Here is a 12,779-nt window from a genome sequence, read left to right on the forward strand (position 1 = left end):
ACCTCGACCTTACCCAGCGCTCCTGCGCACGCGGCGGTCCCGAACCCCTGGGAATCCCCTGATCTCCACCCCCACCCCCCGACACACCAGCCGTACTGCGCTGGGATCACGGCCGTACCTCCCGTCCGGACGGTCAGGACAGGAGGCCCGATCGGTGGCCGGCGGACGCGAAGGCGGCCGTGATGCGGTCGAGCTGCGCGTCGGTGTGGGTGGCGGTGATGCTGACCCGGATGAGCGCCCGCCCCGGCGGCACCCCCGGCGACACCATGGCCGTGGTGAACACCCCTTCGTCGAACAACTCCCGCCACAACCGGAAGCACAGCAGGTCCTCCCCCACCGCCACGGCGATGACCGGACGATCCGACGGCACGACCGCGTACCCCAGCCCCGCCAGCTCACCGCTCAGCCGCCCGGCCGCCGCGCGCAGCCGCCGTCGCCGTTCGGGCTCGGCCGCGACGATGTCCAGGGCGGCCAGCGCCGCGGCGGCGCAGGCCGGGGGCAGCGCGGCGGTGAACACCATGGACCGTGCGTGATGGCGCAGGTAGAGGATGATCTCCTCCGGCCCCGCGACGGCGCCGCCGACCGTGCCGAGCGACTTGGAGAAGGTGATGGTCTGCACGTCCACGGCTTCCTCCAGGCCGTGCGCCTCGGCGGCGCCGCGTCCGCCGTCCCCGAGCAGGCCGACGTCGTGCGCGCTGTCCATCACGACGCGGGCGCCGTACGCGCGGGCGAGCTTGGCGATGCCCGGCAGGTCGCACACGTCCCCGGAGGTGGAGAACATGCCTTCTGTCACGATCATCCGGCCGGCGTCCGGGTCGCACGCGTCCAGCAGGCGTTCCAGGTGGTCCAGGTCGTTGTGCCGGTAGCGGCGTAAGCGGGCCCCGCCCAGGCGTACGGCGTCGATGAGGCAGGCGTGCACCAGCCGGTCGCCGATCACCACGTCGCCCGGTCCCAGCAGCGCGCCCAGTGCGAGGTTGGCCAGGTAGCCCGCGCTGGTCACCATGACCGCCGGACGCCCGAGGAACGCGGCGAGCCGCGCCTCCAGCTCCTCGTGCAGCGCGAGGGAGCCGTTCGCCAGCCGCGACCCGCCGCTGCCCGTCCCGAATCGCCGGACCGCCGCGACGGCCGCCTCCTTGACGCGGGGATCCCCCGACAGCCCGAGGTAGTCGTTGGACCCGGCCTGCACCAGCACCCGCCCGCCGACCACCACCTCCCCGTCGCCCGGCCGCTCCTCGACGGGGTGGTAGTAGGGATAGACGCCCAGATCCTTGACCGGCCGATACTCGGGCAGACGACACTTCGCGAACACATCGGTCATGACTTCTCGCTCCCCTTGGGTGCGGGCCCCTGAGAAGAAGTCTGATCGACCACCTTGCGAACCGCGCGCCCGGCAGCGGTCCTCCGGATGTCGTCGCTGGTCAGGACACGCACAAGAGGTCCGGACGGCAGAGGACGACGCCCGCGTTCTAGGATCTGGTTCATGGCAATGTGCGAGCATCTTTCCCAGGCCGACGACCCGGCGGCGAAGACCCCTGAGGGCTGCGAGGAGTGCCTGGCCATCGGCAGCCGGTGGGTGCACCTGCGGCGCTGTCTCGAGTGCGGCCACATCGGCTGCTGCGACTCCTCGCCCAACAAGCACGCGACCAAGCACTTCCACGAGACCACGCACCCGGTGATGCAGTCGTACGAACCGGGCGAGAGCTGGCGCTGGTGCTTCGTGGACAACCAGATGGGCTGACCTCGCGAGGCCCTGCCCTGCCCTGCCCTGCACGCGCAGGGCGGCGGCTCTGAGGAAGGCGTCCGTCGGGGTCAGCGTTCGAGGATGGCCTCCTCGAAGTCGAGCTGGGCCATCACCTCGCGCAGCACCTCGTCGTCGAGGCGGCGCTCGTCGCGCAGCCGCACGAACACCTCGCGCTCGGCCGTGAGCATGTCACGGCGCAGCCGCCGGTAGAGGCTGCTGGGGGTCTCGGCGCCGCCCTGGGCGGTGCCGCCGCCCAGACGTTCCCACGCGGTCAGCGAACGCCGCCACGACTTCTCCTTGAGCTGGTCGATGACCTGTTTCTTGATCTCGTCGGGCTCGCCCTCCTGCTGGACCAGCCGTTCGAGCTCGGCCAGGCCCGCCTCCAGCGCGGCCTGCTGGGCGGCCGCCTCGGCCAGCGTGTCCTCGTAACGCTCCTGCTCGCTCGACACGCGCAGCTTCCTGATCAGCGCGGGGAACGTCATGCCCTGGATCAGCAGGGTGCCGATCACCGTGGTGAACGTCAGGAAGAGCAGCATGGCCCGGTCGCGGGCCGGGATCTCCGGCGGGATGGAGAAGGCCGCCGCCAGCGACACCACGCCGCGCATGCCGGCCCAGCCGAGGATCACCGTCTGCTGCGGGCTGGGCGGCGACGCGCCCCGCCGTACGAGCTTGACCAGCGGGGTGAAGGCGAACACCCACACGAACCTGGACACGATCGTCACCCCGAGCACCGCCAGCGCGTATCCGGCCACCTGCCAGGGGCCGTAGCCGGTGATGCCCTTGACCACGGTCACGAGTTGCAGCCCGATGAGGGCGAAGACGATCGACTCCAGGAAGAAGTCGGTGACCTTCCACACGGCGTCGGACACCAGCCGGGTGCCGAACCCCCGCTGGTGCATGCGGTTGCCCAGGTAGAGGCCGACGACCACGACGGAGATCACGCCCGAGGCGTGCACCGGCTCGGGACCCAGCCCGGAGACGTGCACGGACTCGGCCGCGAGGTAGGCCGCGAACGGGATCAGCAACATCAGCGTGTTCTCGACCAGCGAGTCGCGGGTGTGCTGGAACACCCACGCGAACACGAACGCCAGCGCCAGTCCGATCGCCACCCCGCCCAGCGCCGCGAACAGGAACTGCGCCACGCCCTGGAGCAGGTCGATGCTGCCGCCCACGGCCGCCCCGATGGCCACCCGGTAGGCCGTCAGCGCCGTGGCGTCGTTGAACAGGCTCTCGCCGATGAGGATCGTCAGCGACCTGCGCGGCAGCCCGAGCCGCCGGCCCACGGCGACGGCCGCCACGGCGTCGGGCGGCGCGATGATCGCGCCGAGCGCGAAGGCGGCGGCGAGCGGGAGCTGCGGCAGCAGCAGGTGGACGACCAGCCCCACCACGGCCGTGGTGAACAGCACCAGGCCGATCGACAGCAGCGCCACGGCCCGCTTGACGTCACGCAGGCGCAGGTAGGAGCTGTCGAGCGCGGCCGAGTAGAGCAGCGGCGGCAGGAACACGAACAGCACCAGCTCGGGCTGCAACGGCACCGACGGCACCAGCGGCGAGACCAGCAACCCGGCCGCGACCAGCAACAACGGGGCCGGCCAGCCCCGCCGCCGCGCCACGGCCGCCACCGCGACCGCGCCACCGGCCATCAGCAGCAGTTGCAGGCCCATGGTCGGATTCAAGGACGCTCCTCCAGCTCACCCGGGTGGATGCCGAGAGCGTACCGGGCGGGCGGGAGGAGGGTGTCACCACTCCCGGCGGTCGCGCCCGTCGTCGTAGTCCTGCTGCTGGTCGGGGCGCAGGCGTTCGCCGGTCGAGAACAGGGGGTCGCCGACGTAGGGGCGGCCCATGTTCGGGTCGGACGACTGCGGCGGGTACTCCTGGCGGCCGAGCGCCAGCAGCGGGTCCACCGGGTTGGGCGGCGGGGACTGCTGGTAGCCCTGGTAGGTGTCGGCCGCGCGGTAGGAGTCCTGGGCGGGCGCGGGGTTGTGCCTGCGGCCCGCGCCGGGGATGCCGTGCATGGGCGTGCCGAGCCCGGCCGTGCTCTGGGCCTGGGCCTGCGGCTGGGACGGAGACGGGGAAGCCGGCTGCTGGTAGGAGCCGTACGAGTCCGAGTGGTACTGCTGGGCCGGCGGGAAGGGGTCGGCGGCCTGGGACGGGAAGCCGAGCGGGTCGGTGCTCAGCGGCTGCGGGCGGCGCTGGTCACCGGGGAGCTGGTAGACCGGCTCGCTGCTGTCGACGTACTGGGGACCGGTGAAGGGGTCGCCGGCGTACTGGGGGCCGCTCAGCGGGTCACCCGTGTACTGCGGGCCGCTGTAGGCGTCACCCGTGTACTGGGGGCCGCTCAGCGGATCGCCCGTGTACTGCGGGCCGCTGAACGGGTCGCCGGTGTAGTGGGCGCCGCTGTGCGGGTCGCCGGGGTACTGGGCGGCGGGCTGCTCGACGTACTGGGGGCCGGTGAAGGGGTTGCGCTCGCCGTACGACGGCGTCTCCCTGGGCCCGGTGGTCTCGCTGTAGGAGGCCACCAGCTTGTCCTGCGGCGCCGGGCCGCGCGCCACCAGCACGTCGTTGGGCGACAACGACGCGGTGGGCCGCTCGTCGAGCGCGGGCGGAGGCTGCTGCTGGGCATGGTGGGACGGCCGGTGGTACGTACCGGTGCCCGGCATGACCTCGGTGCCCGGATCGGCCGCGGGCACCGCAGGCTGCTCGCCCGTGGCCTCGGCGAAGCCGTCGTCGAGCGTGTCGAGCAGCCTGCCGACGTCCTCCATCGGCATGCGGAAGCTCGCTGTGCACATCTCCCCTCGCCACAGGCTGAGGACCAATGTGCCCTCATGCCACGTGACCCGGAGGCACCGCTCCTGACCTCGTGCATCGAAGAAGACTTCGCCGAACGACGGCAACGGGACAACTTCCGACATGGCAGACATACTGCTTTAACCAGCCTTTATTCGTCCACTCAACCCCGGAAAACCCTACCTAAACGGTCTCACCACTGAGACCGTAAACCCCACTGACCACACGAGCAAGATCGTCCTGACCAGTTGGAGTTCCGATCGACAGTGTGCCACGCGACCCGCGAAAGGGGCCCGTGAACGCCGGGATGCGCATGGCCGAACACACCGCGTCCGGCGCGTCGGCCCGGGATTGCGGGTACCGTTGACGACCGTGCCGGACTCCCATCTCCCGTCAACGGACGAACTGCTCAGCATCGCGGTCGGCGCTCTCGGAGGGAGCGAACGGCAAGGCCAGATCACCATGGTCAAGGCCGTCCAGAAGGCCATCGACGACGAGGAGCACCTGGCCGTCCAGGCGGGCACGGGCACCGGCAAGTCGCTGGCGTACCTGGTGCCCTCGATCCGGCACGCCATGGACAGCGACACGCCCGTCGTGATCTCCACGGCCACCATCGCGCTGCAGCGCCAGCTCGTCGACCGCGACCTGCCCCGGCTGGCCGAGGCGCTGGGCAAGGAGCTGCCGCACGAGCCGACGTTCGCCATCCTCAAGGGCCGGCGCAACTACCTGTGCCGCTACAAGGCGACGGCGGGCTGGCCCGAGGAGGACGAGCAGGACCAGCTCTTCGACCCGCGCGAGGTGAGCGCCACCGGCCGCATGGTCCAGCGCATCCAGGAGTGGGCCGACGAGACCGAGACGGGCGACCGCGACGAGCTGGTGCCCGGGGTGAGCGAGCAGGCCTGGCGGCAGTTCTCGGTGAGCGCGCAGGAGTGCCTGGGCGCCACCCGCTGCCCGAGCGGCCCCGAGTGCTTCGCCGAGCTGGCCAGGGCGCGCGCGGGCGAGGTCGACGTCGTGGTGACCAACCACGCGCTGCTGGCCATCGACGCCATGGGCGACCTGCCGGTGCTGCCCGAGCACGAGGTCGTCGTCGTCGACGAGGCCCACGAGCTGGTCGACCGGGTGACCTCGGTGGTCACCGCCGAGCTGTCGGAGGCGTCGGTGATGCTGGCCGTGCGCCGCGTCGGCCGGCTGATCGAGCAGCCGCTCGCCGACCAGCTCATGGAGGCGGGCGAAGACCTCAAGGCGCTGCTGGCCGCCGCACCGCCCGGCCGCATCGACGAGCTGCCGCAGGTGCTCGGGCTCACGCTGCAGCTCATCCGCGACACCGCCTGGCGCTGCGTCACCGCCATGGGCCCGCGCAACGCCGACAAGGACGACCCCGACAAGGCGGGCCAGCGCAAGGCCGCCTTCACCGCGCTCGACGAGGTGCACGACACCGCCGTCCGCATGCTCGACGCCTACGGCCACGCCTCCGAGGCCGACCGCGCCGAGGTGGTCTGGCTCGACGGCGCCACCGACCGCCGTCCGCCCATGTTGCGGGTCGCGCCGCTGAGCGTGAGCGGCATGCTGCGCGACCGGCTGTTCGGCGAGCGCACGGTGGTGCTCACCTCCGCCACGCTCGCCCTCGGCGGCACGTTCGAGGGGCTGGCCGCGCAGTGGGGGCTGGGCGACAGCAAGCGCTGGCAGGGCATCGACGTCGGCTCGCCGTTCGACCACCCGCGCGCCGGCATCCTCTACGTCGCCAAACACCTCCCCCAGCCGGGCCGCGACGGGCTTCCGGAGCAGTATCTCGACGAGATCACCGAGCTGATCGAGGCGGCCGGCGGGCGCACGCTGGGGCTGTTCTCCTCGATGCGGGCCGCCAAGGCCGCCACCGAGGCGCTGCGCGAGCGGCTCGACGTGCCGCTGTTGTGCCAGGGCGACGACTCCACCATGCTGCTGGTCAAGCAGTTCGCCGAGGACGAGCCGACCTGCCTGTTCGGCACGTTGTCGCTGTGGCAGGGGGTCGACGTCCCGGGGCCGTCGCTGCGGCTGGTCATCATCGACCGGGTCCCGTTCCCGCGTCCCGACGACCCGCTCACCTCGGCCCGCCAGCGCCACGTGGCGGCGCGCGGCGGCAACGGATTCATGGCGGTGGCCGCCAACCACGCGGCCCTGCTGCTGGCCCAGGGCACCGGCCGGCTGCTGCGCGCCCAGAACGACAAGGGCGTCATCGCGGTCCTCGACCCGCGCCTGGCCACGGCCCGTTACAGCGGTTTCCTCCTGGGCTCGCTGCCGCCCTTCTGGCGCACCACCGACCCGGCCGTCCCCCGCGCCGCCCTCAAGCGCCTGGCCACCGAGTCCTGACCTTTCACGCAGGTCACGGCACACCACGGAGAGGGGCAAGGCGGGCTCGCGTCGCGGCGGCCCGCCGGTGAAGGGTCAGCGGGCGTTTCCTGGACGGCCCCGGGCCGGAGTACGGCGGGTGGGCCGACCAGGCGAAGCCGTACGGGAAAAAGGCCCTGACCCGGCGGCGGGAAAGCTAGAACGGGGTGAGGTCGGGGCGCTTCGGGGTGAGGCCGTCGCCGGAGGAGGTGCCGCGCAGGCGGCGGGACATCCACGGCATCAGGTGCTCGCGGATCCACAGGGCGTCCTCGCGGCGCCGCGCCCGAGGGTCGACCATGCGCTCCGGCCACTCCTTGCGCCAGTCGTCGAACGGCACCCCCAGCACGTCGAGCACGCGGGCGGCCACCAGCCGATGTCCGTCCTCGTTCATGTGCAGGCGGTCGGCGCTCCAGGCCCGCCAGTCGCGCAGCCCCTGCATCGACCACTGGTCGACCAGCCGGCACCCGTAGAGGTCGGCGATGGAGCGGATGTGCAGGTAGAAGATGGCGAACCGGCCGCGCAGCCGCCGCATCAACGGCGTGTCACGCGGGTCGACCCCGGTGAACAGCAGCACGTCCGCGCCTCCGGCCCGCAGGTCGCGCACCGCGCGGGACAGGCGCTTGGCCATCACGTCGGGGTCGCTGCCCGGCCGCAGCAGGTCGTTGCCGCCCGCGCAGAAGCTCACCAGGTCGGGGCCCATCTCGACGGCCCTCGGCACCTGCTCGGCGATGATCTGGTCGAGCAGCTTGCCGCGGACGGCCAGGTTCGCATAGCGGAACGCCGGGTCGTCCGCGGCGAGCCGTTCGGCGACCCGGTCGGCCCAGCCGCGGTAGTGCCCGTCGGGGCCTGGATCGTTCAGTCCTTCCGTGAAACTGTCCCCGAGGGCGACGAAGGACTTGTATTGCCTCATGAGCTGCTGTTCATCTCCGCGATAGCGTGTAGCGCCAGGACGTAGGACTGTAGTCCGAATCCGGCGATCGTGCCCGTCGCCACCCCGGCGACGACCGAGGTGTGGCGAAACTCTTCCCTGGCCGCGGGGTTGCTGATGTGCACCTCGACGAGCGGGGCGGTGCGCTGGGCGATGGCGTCGCGCACGGCGTAGGAGTAGTGGGTGAAGGCGGCCGGGTTGAGCACGACGGGGATGCGGCCGTCGGCGGCCTCGTGCAGCCAGCCGATCAGCTCGGCCTCGTCGTCGGTCTGGCGCACCTCGACGTGCTCGCCGAGCTTGCGGCCGGTGTCGCGGCACAGCTCGGCGAGGTCCTCAAGCGTCTCGGCCCCGTAGACGTCGGGCTCGCGGGTGCCGAGCCTGCTCAGGTTGGGGCCGTTGAGCACGAGGATCATCGCGCGATCTCCTTGTAGGCGGCTTCGAGCAGCTCTTCGGCGGGGTCTTCGAGCCGGGCGGGCCTGGCCAGGTCGTCGAGGACGACGAAGCGCTGCTTGGCGCCGCGGTTCTTCTTGTCCAGCCGCATGTGGTCGCGCAGCCGCGGCCAGGCGTCGGCGCGGTAGGAGACCGGCAGGCCCACGGAGGTGAGGATCGCGCGGGTGCGGCCCACCAGGTCGGCGCGGCCGGACAGCCGGGACAGCTCGGCGGCGTAGACCATGCCGACGGCGACGGCCTCGCCGTGGCGGATCGTGTAGTGCTCGTCGCGCTCGATGGCGTGGGCGAGCGTGTGGCCGTAGTTGAGGATCTCGCGCAGGCCCTGCTCGCGCAGGTCGGCGCCCACGACGTCGGCCTTGACGCGGATCTTGCGCTCGATCAGCTCACGGGTGTGGGGGCCGTCGGGCCTGGTGGCGCCCTCGGGGTCGGCCTCGACGAGCGCGAGGATCTCCGGATCGGCGATGAAGCCGCCCTTGACGATCTCGGCGAGCCCCGCCACGTAGTCGGCCTTCGGCATGCCGGGCAGCACGGCCAGGTCGCAGAGCACCCCGGCGGGCGGCAGGAACGTGCCCACCAGGTTCTTGCCCTCGGGGGTGTCGATGCCGTTCTTGCCGCCGACGGCGGCGTCGACCATGGCCAGCAGCGTCGTCGGCACGAGCACGACCTGCACGCCGCGCAGCCAGGTGCCGGCCACGAACCCGGCCAGGTCGGTCGTCGCGCCCCCGCCCACGCCGACGACGGCGTCGGAGCGGGTCAGGCCGTGGCGGCCGAGCGCGGACCACAGGCCGGCGGCCACCTCGGGCGTCTTGCACGCCTCGCCGTCGGGGACGGGCAGGTCGGCCACCTCGTAGCCGGCCTCGGCCAGCGCCGCGAGAACCGGGCGGGACAGCTCGGGCAGGCCCTGCGGGCGGACGACGGCGACCGTGCGCACACCCGGCCTGAACAGGCCCGGCAGCTCGGCCTGCACGCCGCTGCCCACCACGACGTCGTAGGGGCTGTCGCCGGAGACGGAGATCCGCGTCGCGGTCATGCCGGCAGGCCCTCCAGGATCTCGTCGGCGAGCTCGCCGGGCTCGCGCTTGTCGGTGGCGAGCGTGACGACGGCCAGCCGCTCGTAGACCGGCCGCCGCTCCTCCATCAGCTTCTTGAGCTGGCTGCGCGGGTTGAGCACGAGCAGCGGCCTGGCCGAGCCGAGGCCGACCCGCTGGACCGCGTCGGCCAGGCCCACCTGGAGGTAGACCACGTAGTGACCGGCGAGCAGGGCCTGGGTCTCCTCGTTGAGCACGGCGCCGCCGCCGAGCGACAGGACGCCGTCGTGCTCGGCCAGGGCGCGGCGCACGGCCTCGTGCTCCAGCTCGCGGAAGCGGGCCTCGCCGTCCTCGACGAAGATGTCGGCGACCGGCTTGCCGGCCACGGCCTCGACGTCGGCGTCGGTGTCGCGGAAGGCGACGCCGAGCCGCTCGGCGAGCAGCCGTCCGAGCGTGGTCTTGCCGGATCCGGGCGGGCCGATGAGCACGGCTCTGGTCATTGGTCGCTCACCTCTTCTCGTTCGCGCCGCGAGGCCGTCACTTGATCACCATCGAGGAGAGGTACCCGGACAGGTTGCGGGCGACCTCCTCCACCGAGTCGCCGCCGAACTTCTCCAGGGCCGCGTCGGCCAGCACCAGCGCGACCATGGCCTCGGCCACGATGCCCGCGGCCGGGACGGCGCACACGTCGGAGCGCTCGTGGTGGGCCTTGGCGGCCTCGCCGGTCTTGACGTCGATGGTGGCCAGGGCCCTCGGCACGGTGGAGATGGGCTTCATGGCGGCGCTGACCCGCAGGACCTCGCCGTTGGTCATGCCGCCCTCGACGCCGCCCGCGCGGTTGGTGACGCGCTTGACGCCGCTCGCGGCGGTGTACTCGATCTCGTCGTGGGCGCGCGAGCCGGGCCGCCGGGCGGTCTCGAAGCCGTCGCCGACCGCGACGCCCTTGATCGCCTGGATGCCCATGAGGGCCGCGGCGAGCCGGGAGTCGAGCCGGCGGTCCCAGTGGGTGTAGCTGCCCAGGCCGGGCGGCAGGCCGTAGGCGAGCACCTCGACGACGCCGCCGAGCGTGTCGCCGTCCTTGTGGGCCTGGTCGATCACGGCGACCATGGCGGCGCTGCCCTCGGCGTCGGAGCAGCGGACCGGGTCTTCGTCGATCCTGGACAGGTCGCCGGGGCCGGGCAGGATCTCGGTGGGCGTCTGCGCGCCGCCGATGGAGGTGACGTGGCTGAGGATGTCGACGCCGAGCGCCTGCTTCAGGAAGCGCCTGGCGACCTCGCCGAGCGCGACGCGGGCGGCGGTCTCGCGGGCGCTGGCCCGGTCGAGCACCTGGCGGGCGTCGTCGAAGCCGTACTTCTGCATGCCGGCCAGGTCGGCGTGGCCGGGGCGGGGGCGGGACCGCGGCGCGTTGCGGCCCAGGCCCTCCAGCTCGGCCGGGTCGACCGGGTCGGCCGACATGACCTTCTCCCACTTGGGCCACTCGGTGTTGCCGACGCGGACGGCGACCGGGCTGCCCATGGTGCGGCCGTGGCGTACGCCGCCGACGATCGTGACCTGGTCCTGCTCGAACTTCATCCGGGCGCCGCGGCCGTAGCCGAGCCGGCGGCGGCGCAGGGCCTCGTCGATCGCGGCCGTGGTCACCTCGACCCCGGCGGGCAGTCCTTCGAGGATGGCAACGAGTTCGGGGCCGTGGGACTCTCCGGCCGTCAACCAGCGCAACATGACTCCAAGTCTTCCACGTGCGGCCGGGTGGGATGTCCGTCGTTCACCAGCCGAGACAGAGCACCACAAAAGCCCCGAGCAGCATGAACGGCCCGAAAGGGAACTGGGTGTGCCGGTCGCCCCGCCGGGTGAGCAGCAGCGCGACCGCGTACAGGGCGCCGAGCGCCTGCCCGGCGAACGCCGCGGCCACCCACGCCTGCCAGCTCGTCGCGGCCGCCGCCATGCCGATGAGACCGGCCAGCTTGACGTCGCCGAGCCCCATCGCGTCGGGCCGGGCGAACCACAGCAGGCCGTAGACGGCCGCCAGCGCCGCCGCGCCAAGGAGCGCGCGCGGCAGCTCCCCGGTGGGGAGCAGGGTCAGTGCGATGATCGGGTACGCGGGCAGCGTGATCGCGTCGGGCAGCAGGGTGGTGCGCCAGTCGATGACCGCCAGCGCCGTGCCGGCCAGCGCGAGACCGGCGTACGGCGGCCCGGCGAGCCAGGCGGTCAGGGCCGTCACGGCGGCGGTCAGCACTTCCACGCCGGGCGGCCAGGGCGGCGGGGGCGCGAGGTCGTCGTAGGAGTCGGCCAGGGCCCTGACCTGGCGTCCGGCGACCAGACCGAGCAGCGCCATCAGTGCGACCACGAGCCGACCTTAATGCGGCGGCCCGGCGGCCGTCCCGGGATCGCGCCGGGCGGTCCGGGTATGGCGCTCGCCAAGAGGGAAGCCGCGCCCCGGCGGGCCTTCGCGCTCCGGACGGCGAGCCACGACGCACTCCGGCGGTCATGGGTTCGGGGGCGATCCCCCAAGGAACTTTGATCGTCCGGGCCGGGGTGGCACGCGCTCCGGAGGGTCCTCGGGAACCTACTTTCTGTCGTGGCCCCCCCGGAAGAGTGACCGAGAGGAAGACCCATGTTCCGTGGCATCCTGGCCGGCGGCCTCGCGCTGAGCGCCGCAAGCCTCATCATGACCGGCCCCGCCGCGTACGCCGACCTGCAGGCCCCGTACGCGCGGGCCGCGGCGATCGTCGACGCGGACGGCGAGCTGAACAACGGCAAGAACATCCTCAAGACGTGGCGGGCCTCGACCGGCCGCTACTGCGTGATGGTCGACAAGCACGTCACCACGTCCGCCGCGGTGATCCAGATCACTCCGCGGGCGCCCCGCCGCCTGCCGTTCATCGCCTACCGGAGCCCGTCGGCGACCTGCCACGAGACCAACACCATCACCGTCGGCGTCTACGACACCAGCACCGGCCGGCTCGCCGACGGCGGCTTCGACCTGACCATCTCCTGATCCGAGAACCGAAGGAGCACCCGATATGAACATCATCCGGCGCGCCGCCGTCGCCGCGCTCGCCGCGGCCGCCGTCCTGACTCCGGCGGCGGCGCACGCGGACACCCCGTACGCCCAGGCCTCGGCCGTCGTCGAGGCGGATGGCACGGTGGCCGACAGCAAGAACGTCGAGGAGGTCAAGCGCCTGTTCCGCGGGACGTACTGCGTGATCCTCGGCGAGGACATCGACTACGACGGCGCCGTGGTGATCCACGTGACGCCGACGGGCCGGGCCACCTACCCGCGTTCGCTGGCGGTGCAGCGTGGGGCGGCGATCTGCGGCGGCCACTACCGGGCGGTCGCCGTCTACAGCCAGCTCGCCAACGGCGTGGCGGCCGACACCGGGTTCTACCTGACCGTCTCCTGAGGACGTCCGCGGACGCCCCCGGCCGGTGTCCTGCACCGGCCGGGGGGGTGGGGGCGGGCGGGCCGGCGCGGGGCGGGGGGC

General features: G+C 72.6%; 13 protein-coding genes. 4 read left to right on the plus strand and 9 right to left on the minus strand.

Annotation, left to right across the window (positions count from 1 at the left end; translation table 11 throughout):
* Positions 1-133 precede the first annotated feature (133 nt).
* Positions 134-1,318, minus strand: coding sequence for an aminotransferase class I/II-fold pyridoxal phosphate-dependent enzyme (locus ABZ815_RS23795; RefSeq protein WP_357701318.1), 1,185 nt, complete (start codon positions 1,316-1,318; stop codon positions 134-136).
* 162 nt (positions 1,319-1,480) lie between these two features.
* Between ABZ815_RS23795 and ABZ815_RS23800 the strand changes: the two genes are divergently transcribed.
* A complete protein-coding gene (locus ABZ815_RS23800) occupies positions 1,481-1,738 on the plus strand; it encodes a UBP-type zinc finger domain-containing protein (protein WP_357701320.1) in 258 nt (85 codons plus the stop codon).
* Positions 1,739-1,809: 71 nt separating this feature from the next.
* Here the strand turns inward: ABZ815_RS23800 and ABZ815_RS23805 are convergent, their stop codons facing one another.
* Both ABZ815_RS23805 and ABZ815_RS23810 read right to left on the minus strand, forming a co-directional pair.
* A complete protein-coding gene (locus ABZ815_RS23805; RefSeq protein ID WP_357701322.1) occupies positions 1,810-3,417 on the minus strand; it encodes a Na+/H+ antiporter in 1,608 nt (535 codons plus the stop codon).
* 63 nt (positions 3,418-3,480) lie between these two features.
* Complete coding sequence (locus tag ABZ815_RS23810; RefSeq protein WP_357701324.1) at positions 3,481-4,530, minus strand: hypothetical protein; 1,050 nt, start codon at positions 4,528-4,530, stop codon at positions 3,481-3,483.
* A 370-nt stretch (positions 4,531-4,900) separates the two neighbouring features.
* On the opposite strand from ABZ815_RS23810, the gene ABZ815_RS23815 reads away from it, so the two are divergent.
* Complete coding sequence (locus tag ABZ815_RS23815; protein WP_357701326.1) at positions 4,901-6,874, plus strand: ATP-dependent DNA helicase; 1,974 nt, start codon at positions 4,901-4,903, stop codon at positions 6,872-6,874.
* A gap of 175 nt (positions 6,875-7,049) precedes the next feature.
* Here ABZ815_RS23815 and ABZ815_RS23820 read toward each other — a convergent pair whose 3' ends face one another.
* Genes ABZ815_RS23820 through ABZ815_RS23845 form a run of 6 tightly spaced genes read right to left on the minus strand, consistent with a single transcriptional unit; the run spans position 7,050 to position 11,641 of the window.
* A complete protein-coding gene (locus ABZ815_RS23820) occupies positions 7,050-7,802 on the minus strand; it encodes an SGNH/GDSL hydrolase family protein (RefSeq protein WP_357701328.1) in 753 nt (250 codons plus the stop codon).
* Complete coding sequence (gene aroQ, locus ABZ815_RS23825; protein WP_357701330.1) at positions 7,799-8,233, minus strand: type II 3-dehydroquinate dehydratase; 435 nt, start codon at positions 8,231-8,233, stop codon at positions 7,799-7,801. The genes ABZ815_RS23820 and aroQ overlap by 4 nt, the downstream gene beginning before the upstream one ends.
* Positions 8,230-9,300: a 3-dehydroquinate synthase gene (aroB, locus tag ABZ815_RS23830; protein WP_357701332.1), complete on the minus strand. Its 1,071-nt coding sequence runs from the start codon at positions 9,298-9,300 to the stop codon at positions 8,230-8,232. Before aroB ends, aroQ begins: the two co-directional genes overlap by 4 nt.
* Entirely contained in the window at positions 9,297-9,797 is a 501-nt protein-coding gene (locus tag ABZ815_RS23835) for a shikimate kinase (RefSeq protein ID WP_357701334.1), read from the minus strand. Before ABZ815_RS23835 ends, aroB begins: the two co-directional genes overlap by 4 nt.
* A gap of 37 nt (positions 9,798-9,834) precedes the next feature.
* A complete protein-coding gene (gene aroC / locus ABZ815_RS23840) occupies positions 9,835-11,016 on the minus strand; it encodes a chorismate synthase (RefSeq protein WP_357701336.1) in 1,182 nt (393 codons plus the stop codon).
* 43 nt (positions 11,017-11,059) lie between these two features.
* Positions 11,060-11,641 carry an A24 family peptidase gene (locus tag ABZ815_RS23845; RefSeq protein WP_357701338.1) on the minus strand — a complete coding sequence of 194 codons (582 nt, stop codon included), beginning with the start codon at positions 11,639-11,641 and terminating at the stop codon, positions 11,060-11,062.
* A gap of 267 nt (positions 11,642-11,908) precedes the next feature.
* On the opposite strand from ABZ815_RS23845, the gene ABZ815_RS23850 reads away from it, so the two are divergent.
* Together ABZ815_RS23850 and ABZ815_RS23855 are read left to right on the plus strand one after the other, a co-directional pair.
* Positions 11,909-12,292 carry a hypothetical protein gene (locus tag ABZ815_RS23850; RefSeq protein WP_357701340.1) on the plus strand — a complete coding sequence of 128 codons (384 nt, stop codon included), beginning with the start codon at positions 11,909-11,911 and terminating at the stop codon, positions 12,290-12,292.
* Positions 12,293-12,317: 25 nt separating this feature from the next.
* Complete coding sequence (locus ABZ815_RS23855; protein WP_357701341.1) at positions 12,318-12,698, plus strand: hypothetical protein; 381 nt, start codon at positions 12,318-12,320, stop codon at positions 12,696-12,698.
* The last annotated feature ends 81 nt before the right edge of the window (positions 12,699-12,779 follow it).

The organism is Nonomuraea sp. NPDC047529 (assembly GCF_040642995.1).
Taxonomy (GTDB): domain Bacteria; phylum Actinomycetota; class Actinomycetes; order Streptosporangiales; family Streptosporangiaceae; genus Nonomuraea.

Coding starts and splice junctions, on each gene's coding strand:
- ABZ815_RS23795 (WP_357701318.1), bottom strand. CDS start 1,318: ATGACCGATGTGTTCGCGAAGTGTCGTCTGCCCGAGTATCGGCCGGTC.
- ABZ815_RS23800 (WP_357701320.1), top strand. CDS start 1,481: ATGGCAATGTGCGAGCATCTTTCCCAGGCCGACGACCCGGCGGCGAAG.
- ABZ815_RS23810 (WP_357701324.1), bottom strand. CDS start 4,530: ATGTGCACAGCGAGCTTCCGCATGCCGATGGAGGACGTCGGCAGGCTG.
- ABZ815_RS23820 (WP_357701328.1), bottom strand. CDS start 7,802: ATGAGGCAATACAAGTCCTTCGTCGCCCTCGGGGACAGTTTCACGGAA.
- aroQ (WP_357701330.1), bottom strand. CDS start 8,233: ATGATCCTCGTGCTCAACGGCCCCAACCTGAGCAGGCTCGGCACCCGC.
- aroB (WP_357701332.1), bottom strand. CDS start 9,300: ATGACCGCGACGCGGATCTCCGTCTCCGGCGACAGCCCCTACGACGTC.
- ABZ815_RS23835 (WP_357701334.1), bottom strand. CDS start 9,797: ATGACCAGAGCCGTGCTCATCGGCCCGCCCGGATCCGGCAAGACCACG.
- aroC (WP_357701336.1), bottom strand. CDS start 11,016: ATGTTGCGCTGGTTGACGGCCGGAGAGTCCCACGGCCCCGAACTCGTT.
- ABZ815_RS23850 (WP_357701340.1), top strand. CDS start 11,909: ATGTTCCGTGGCATCCTGGCCGGCGGCCTCGCGCTGAGCGCCGCAAGC.
- ABZ815_RS23855 (WP_357701341.1), top strand. CDS start 12,318: ATGAACATCATCCGGCGCGCCGCCGTCGCCGCGCTCGCCGCGGCCGCC.